Source organism: Microbacterium sp., assembly GCF_044508325.1.
Lineage (GTDB): Bacteria > Actinomycetota > Actinomycetes > Actinomycetales > Microbacteriaceae > Microbacterium.
Genome location: NZ_JBIQHX010000027.1, coordinates 1 through 6,206 on the forward strand (window position 1 = coordinate 1; position 6,206 = coordinate 6,206).

The window sequence follows — 6,206 nt, forward strand, 5'->3', positions numbered from 1 at the left end:
CAGTCAGCAGTGGCAGCTCGTCGCGAAGGGAGTGATCGTGCTGCTGGCGGTGTCGGCCGACGTGCTCATCCGGCGCAGCCGCTCGCGCGGGGCGGGGTGACGACAGAACCGCCGAAAACCGGGGATTCCGATCTGTAGCAGGAGCGGGGCTCGAACCCGCGACCTCACGATTATGAGTCGTGCGCTCTCACCAACTGAGCTACCCTGCCGCGATCCTCCGAGAGGAGGTTGCGAGCCCCGAGTCAGGATTGAACTGACGACCCCTTCCTTACCATGGAAGTGCTCTGCCACTGAGCTATCGGGGCGTGTCACCCGCGCGCGGGCAACCAGAAAAGAATATCAGAGCCGAGGCATCCCTCTGAATCTCGCGGCTCAGCCGAGGGACGCGCGGTTGGCGTTCTTGCGCATCCACGCCAGCGGATCGACGAGGGTGCCCTGCACCAGGATCTCGAAGTGCAGGTGCGCGCCGAACGAGTGGCCCGTGTTGCCGACGACGCCGATGATGTCGCCGACCTTGACGTGGTCGCCCGCCTGCACGCGCATCGAGCCGTACTGCATGTGCGCGTAGTGGCTGGTGATGACCTTGCCGTCGATGATGTGGTCGATGTAGATGTTGACGCCGTAGCCGCCGGTCGCGTTGCTCGCCGAGCGCACGACGCCGTCGGCGATCGCCTGGATCTTCGCGCCGTTGCCGGGCGTCAGGTCGATGCCGGTGTGCATCCGGCCCCAGCGCATGCCGTAGCCGTAGCTCATCGGAACACCGACCGGGAACGGCCACTGGATCGCCGCGGTCGGGTCGTTCCAGTACAGCGACGAGGTGTGGTTGATGCCGTCGGCCTTCGCGATGTCGGCGAGCGACGCGATCTCGTAGCTTTCTTCGCGCTCGAGCTCGGCGTTCTCCACCTCGGCGGGCGCAACGTACGCCTGGATGTCCTCCGCTTCGATCGCGGACTCGCTCGCGAGCACCGAGGTCGCCGGGTTCTGCGGGCTGGCGGCGGCCGAAGCGACGGCGCCGGCGGGGGTGGTCATCCCGACCGCGAGCAGGCCGGCGATGGCCATCGCGCCGACCGAGAAGGACGCCGTCGCCATGCGCTTGAACGACGAACCCGCCGGCATCACCCGGCGCGGCTTCTTCTTGCGCGGCGCGGTGTGCTCGGCGGGTGCGGCGTCGTCGGCCGGCCCCTCCGCGTCGTCCCCAGGGGCCGCGGGCTGCACGGGAGTCTCGCCCGTGAAGCTGAAGAGCCGGGCGGCGGCCTCGAACTCGTCGCCGTCGAAGTCGGCGAAGAGTGTGGATGCCTCGGACTCGGCGGGCTGCGACGGCTCGCCGTCGCCGACCTCCGGCGCGTCGGCATCGGCCGACTCGGAAGCGGGGATGTCGACCGGCTCGATCAGCTCGAAGGGCTCGGTGACGGGGAGAGCGTCGACGATCAGGAGGCTCCGTGCGGGCGCCTCGACGACGGTGAGCTCGACCGGCGCGGGCTCGACGATCTCCTCGATGACCTCGGCAGGAGCCGGCGCGGCAACGGCCGGAACCTGCGCGACCGGCGCCGGAACCGGCGTCGCGGCAGCCGCAGCGGCTGCGGCGCGGGCTCGCGCCTCGCGGCGCGTCAGCGGGCGTTCGGCAGCCGGCGGGGAAGCAGCCGGCGGGGAAGCAGGAGGCGCGGAAACCGTGGAAGCAGCGGCCGTCAGTGCGACGGCGGGAGCGGCATCCGCCGTCTCGGCGACCGGCGCAGGACCGGACTTGGCCCACACGACCGCCGGTCGCATCGACCCGTCGACGACCCGTCGACGCTGCTCGGCCCGACCGCCCGAGGAGCCCGCGAGGCCCGCCGCAGGCGCGTCGGAGATGCGGCGCGATCGGCGCAAGGGCGCGGTCGCGTCCTGGGGGGTCTCGAACTGCAAGCGCCAGGCTTTCGGGTCTTGTCGCACGCGGGGGGCAACGGGCGGTCAATGGCTTCGATGACCCTTGCCGTTCGGGCGGGCAAAGGTAACGAACGCATAAACACTATCGCGGTCACTCTGGGAATGCCATGTGCGAAACCCGTATGTCGGTGAGTTTTCTCTCACACTCCGGTATCGGCCTCGAGCGCGCGCTCGATCGCGGCGAACAGCTCCGGCGCGGCGGCGATGGTCATCGTGGTGCTCGGCGCGCGTCCGCCGGGGCCCCCGATGCGGCCGCCCGCCTCCTGGAGGACAAGGCCCGCCGCCGCGTGGTCCCACGGGTTGATGCCGCGTTCGAAGTACCCGTCGAGCCGCCCGGCTGCGACATACGAGATGTCGATGGCGGCAGACCCGATCCGCCGGATGTCGCGGGCGAGCGGCATGACCCGGGCCAATCGCGCCAGGTCGCCGGCGTGGGTGGCGGGGTCGTAGCCGAACCCGGTGGCGAGCAGGGCGCCTGCGCCTCCGGTCGGCTCCTGCACGGCGAGCCGCTCGCGGCCGAGGTGGGAGCCTTCCCCGCGGGCCGCCGTGAACAGCTCACCGAGCGCCGGGGCGAACACCGCGCCGGCCAGCGCCGTCCAGTGCTCGGGGTCGGGCTGCCCGCTCACCGCCGCGATGCTCACGGCGTACACCGGGATCCCGTACGCGTAGTTCACGGTGCCGTCGATCGGGTCGACGACCCAGGTGATGCCCGACGCCCCGCCCTCGGCTCCCGACTCTTCGCCGAGGAAGCCGTCGTCGGGGCGCTCCCTGCTGAGCCGCTGCCGGATGAGCAGCTCGACCTCGCGATCGGCGTCGGTGACGATGTCGGCCAGCGCGGACTTCGTGGCCGCGATCGCCACCCCCTCGGAGCGGCGGCGATGCGCGAGCTGCCCCGCCTCGCATGCGATGTCGACGGCGAGTTCGAGCAGCTCGGTCTCCTGGCTCATGCTCGCCACGCTACCCGTCTAGCGTGGGGGGATGGATGCCGCAGCCGCCACCCACGACGTCGTCATCGTCGGCGGGGGTCACAATGCCCTCGTCGCCGCCGCGTATCTCGCCCTCGCGGGCCGCAGCGTCGTCGTGCTCGAACGGCTCGACCACCTCGGCGGCGCCGCCGTCTCGGAGCGCCCGTGGCACGGCGTCGACGCCCGGCTGTCACGCTACTCGTACCTGGTGAGCCTGCTGCCCGGGCGCATCGTCGACGACCTGGGGCTGCGGCTCGAGCTGCGCCGGCGCCGATACTCCTCCTATACGCCTGATCCGCACGACCCGTCCCGCGGGATCCTCGTCGACACGATGGATGCCGCGGCCACCCGCGCGGCGTTCGCCCGGGTGGTCTCCGACGGCGAGGCGGATCGGTTCGCCGCCTTCTCCGAGCGGCTCGCCCCGCTCGCGCGCGCCGTGTTCCCGTCCATGACCGAACCGCTTCCGGACCCACGCGAACTGCGGCGGCGCGTGGGCGATGACGCGCTGTGGCACGGCGTCGTCGAGGCTCCGCTGGGCGATCTGCTGCGCGCCTCGCTCGACTCCGACATCGCCCGCGGCATCGCCCTCACCGACGGTCTCATCGGCACGTTCTCGTATGCCGACGATCCGAGCCTGCGGCAGAACCGCTGCTTCCTGTATCACGTCATCGGCGGGGGAACCGGGGACTGGGACGTCCCGGTCGGCGGCATGGGGCAGGTGACCGCCGAATTGGAGCGCGCCGCGCGCGCGGCGGGTGCCGAGCTGCGCACGAGACAGACGGTGACGGCCGTCTCGCCCGACGGCGAGGTGACCGTGGAGGGTTCGTCGGCCCTGCGTGGGCGCCTCGTGCTCAGCGGCGTGGGGGCCGCGGTGCTGCGCGACCTGCTGCGTGCGGGCGGCGCGGACGTCGCCGATGCCCCGCGGCCGGAGGGGGCGCAGCTCAAGGCCAACCTGCTGCTGCGCCGGCTCCCGCGCCTTCGGGACGGGCACGTGCCGCCTGAGGCGGCGTTCGCCGGCACGTTCCACATCAACGAGACGATGTCGCAGCTCGACGATGCGCACGCGACGGCGGCGGCCGGAGGCATCCCCTCTCCCCTGCCCGCCGAGATCTACTGCCACTCGCTCACCGACCCGTCGATCCTCGGGCCGGAGCTGCAGGCGTCGGGGGCGCAGACGATCACCCTCTTCGGACTGCAGGTGCCGCACCGGCTCGTCGCCGGCGGGATCGGCCGCGACGACCTGCTCGCCGCCGCCGAGCGGAGCCTGGACTCGGTGCTCGGCGAGCCGCTGCGCCCGCTTGTGCACGAGGCTCCGGACGGCGCACCCTGCATCGAGGCGCGGACCACCGCCGACCTCGAGGACTCACTGGGCATGGCCGGAGGCGACATCTTCCACGGCCCGCTGTCGTGGCCCTGGGCAGAAGACGGCGACGCGCTCGACACGCCTGCCCGGCGCTGGGGCGTGGAGACACCTGTGGACCGCGTGCTCGTCTGCGGCTCGTCGGCGCGCCGGGGCGGCGCGGTGAGCGGTATCGGCGGCCACAACGCAGCGATGGCGGCGCTTGAGCTGCTGGGCTGACGGGCTACTCCGGCGGCTGGTGCGGCAGCGGCGGCGGGGGCGGGGGCGGCGGATACGCGCCCTGCGGCGGTGCGGGCGGCGCCGGCTGCGCCGGCGGCGGCGCGGGCTGAGCCGGATGCGGCGCCTGCGCCGGAGGCATCCCCTGCTGCAGGTGGGGCTGCTGGCCGATCGGCGCGAACGCCTGCGCCCCGGGGCTCGGATACCCCGTGTAGTAGGCGTTCCAGTCGGGCGAGCCGTCGGGGAAGTACGGCAGCGGCGTCGTCCCGTCGACGTAGGTCGGCCACGGCTGCTGCGCGACGGGCGCCGGCTGCGCCTGCGGCAGTGCGGGCCGGCGCGTCACGCGCGGAGAGTTCAGGGCATTGATCAGCGGCACGAGCGCGGTGCCGACGGCCGCGAGGATCGTGATCGCCACGACGAACCGCCAGTACAGCTCGGGATACTCGTAGGCGCGGGTGAACGTGAGCGGGATGATCAGCATCACCGCGAGGATCGCCACGAGTGCGATCGTGACCACGGCGATCACGCTCGTGAAGGTGGTGACGTTCCGCCGGTAGGACTTCATGTACAGCGATACGTGCAGCAGCGCGAGGCGGATCACGAGCACGATCGCGACGAACTGCGCGAAGCGCGAGAAGCCGATCCCCCACATGCCGTCGGCGGGCAGCCAGATCTTGAAGGCTCCGGCCAGCAGCGCCACGACCCAGCCGACCATGCTCGCGAGCACGTACCAGGAGGGGCGCCGCGGTGCCACCTGCGCGTCGAAGATGGCGGCGCCGGCGAAGCCCGCCAGCAGCAGGATCGTCAGGAACGCGCGCCCGATGATGTCGTTCTGCGGACCTACCAGCACCCAGATCACGCACACGATCGCAGCGGCGATGAGGGCTCCGATGGCCACCCAGACCGCGGACTTGAGCAGCGAGGGCCCCGGCGGCTCGGTGGTGGGCGGGACGGAAGGCGGCTCGTTCATGGGCGGTCCTCTCTCGTTGCCCCTTCATCCTGACACGCAGGGTGCGACGGATGCCTCTGCCACCCGCCCGCTGAGGAAACCGCACCGACCACCCCGGTTGTGCAGGAACCGGTCGCGAGAGATCAGCGGCAGCTACGCGACGTAGTAGTCGTTCCCCCGCGAGAACTCCACGAAGGTGCAGTCCTCGTCTCCGACCGTCCACGCATCGTGGCCCGGCGGCAGGAGCATGGCGTCCCCCTCGGAGAACTCCACCAGGGATCCGTCGCGCATCTGCACCGCAAGCGTCCCCGCGGTCACCACGGCGACATGCGGAAGCTCGCACAGCTCGGTGCCCGCGTACTCCTTCAGATCCTCCGACCATTTCGCGCCCACGCGGAACGTCACCTCGGTCACGTCCACGCCGTTCAGCGAAGCCGACCGCTTCAGGATCCGGCCATGCACAGCGGGATCGATCTCCGCGAGCGTCGCGGACTGCATCTCAGGAAAGTAAGTCATGCGCCGAGGGTAGCCACGGCGCACCTGGCACCGGGCGACCGTTACTGCTCGTTACGTCGGTGGGCCCATCGAACTCGCGCGCTCCGCGCGCTGTTCGAATCCCGCTCCGCTCCAGAGACCGAACGAGGGCCCCGCTGCGCGGAGCCCTCATTCGGTCAGTGGCGAGTGAGGGTCCCCCGGCGCTCTCCACGCCCCGCTGTGCGGGACGCGGAGCCTCCGCGCCGGTGGGCCCATCGAACTCGCGCGCTCCGCGCGCTGTTCGAATCCCGCTCCGCTC

5 protein-coding genes and 2 tRNA genes are annotated in these 6,206 nt (G+C 71.7%); 1 reads left to right on the plus strand and 6 read right to left on the minus strand.

The features are described 5' to 3' along the window. Positions 1-135: 135 nt before the first annotated feature. From ACIWQI_RS14690 to ACIWQI_RS14705, 4 genes are all read right to left on the minus strand, one after another. Positions 136-209: transfer RNA gene (locus ACIWQI_RS14690), tRNA-Met, on the minus strand. A gap of 24 nt (positions 210-233) precedes the next feature. Beyond that, positions 234-305, minus strand: a tRNA-Thr gene (locus ACIWQI_RS14695). A gap of 67 nt (positions 306-372) precedes the next feature. Further along, positions 373-1,902, minus strand: a complete 1,530-nt coding sequence (locus tag ACIWQI_RS14700) for a peptidoglycan DD-metalloendopeptidase family protein (RefSeq protein WP_396658523.1) — start codon at positions 1,900-1,902, stop codon at positions 373-375. 161 nt (positions 1,903-2,063) lie between these two features. Then, positions 2,064-2,870 carry an inositol monophosphatase family protein gene (locus tag ACIWQI_RS14705; RefSeq protein ID WP_396658525.1) on the minus strand — a complete coding sequence of 269 codons (807 nt, stop codon included), beginning with the start codon at positions 2,868-2,870 and terminating at the stop codon, positions 2,064-2,066. Positions 2,871-2,901: 31 nt separating this feature from the next. On the opposite strand from ACIWQI_RS14705, the gene ACIWQI_RS14710 reads away from it, so the two are divergent. After that, positions 2,902-4,467 (plus strand): phytoene desaturase family protein, encoded by a 1,566-nt coding sequence (locus ACIWQI_RS14710; protein ID WP_396658526.1) that lies wholly within the window; start codon positions 2,902-2,904, stop codon positions 4,465-4,467. A 4-nt stretch (positions 4,468-4,471) separates the two neighbouring features. Here the strand turns inward: ACIWQI_RS14710 and ACIWQI_RS14715 are convergent, their stop codons facing one another. Continuing rightward, a complete protein-coding gene (locus ACIWQI_RS14715) occupies positions 4,472-5,434 on the minus strand; it encodes a hypothetical protein (RefSeq protein ID WP_396658528.1) in 963 nt (320 codons plus the stop codon). 132 nt (positions 5,435-5,566) lie between these two features. After that, positions 5,567-5,929, minus strand: coding sequence for a hypothetical protein (locus tag ACIWQI_RS14720; protein WP_396658530.1), 363 nt, complete (start codon positions 5,927-5,929; stop codon positions 5,567-5,569). Positions 5,930-6,206: the final 277 nt, after the last annotated feature.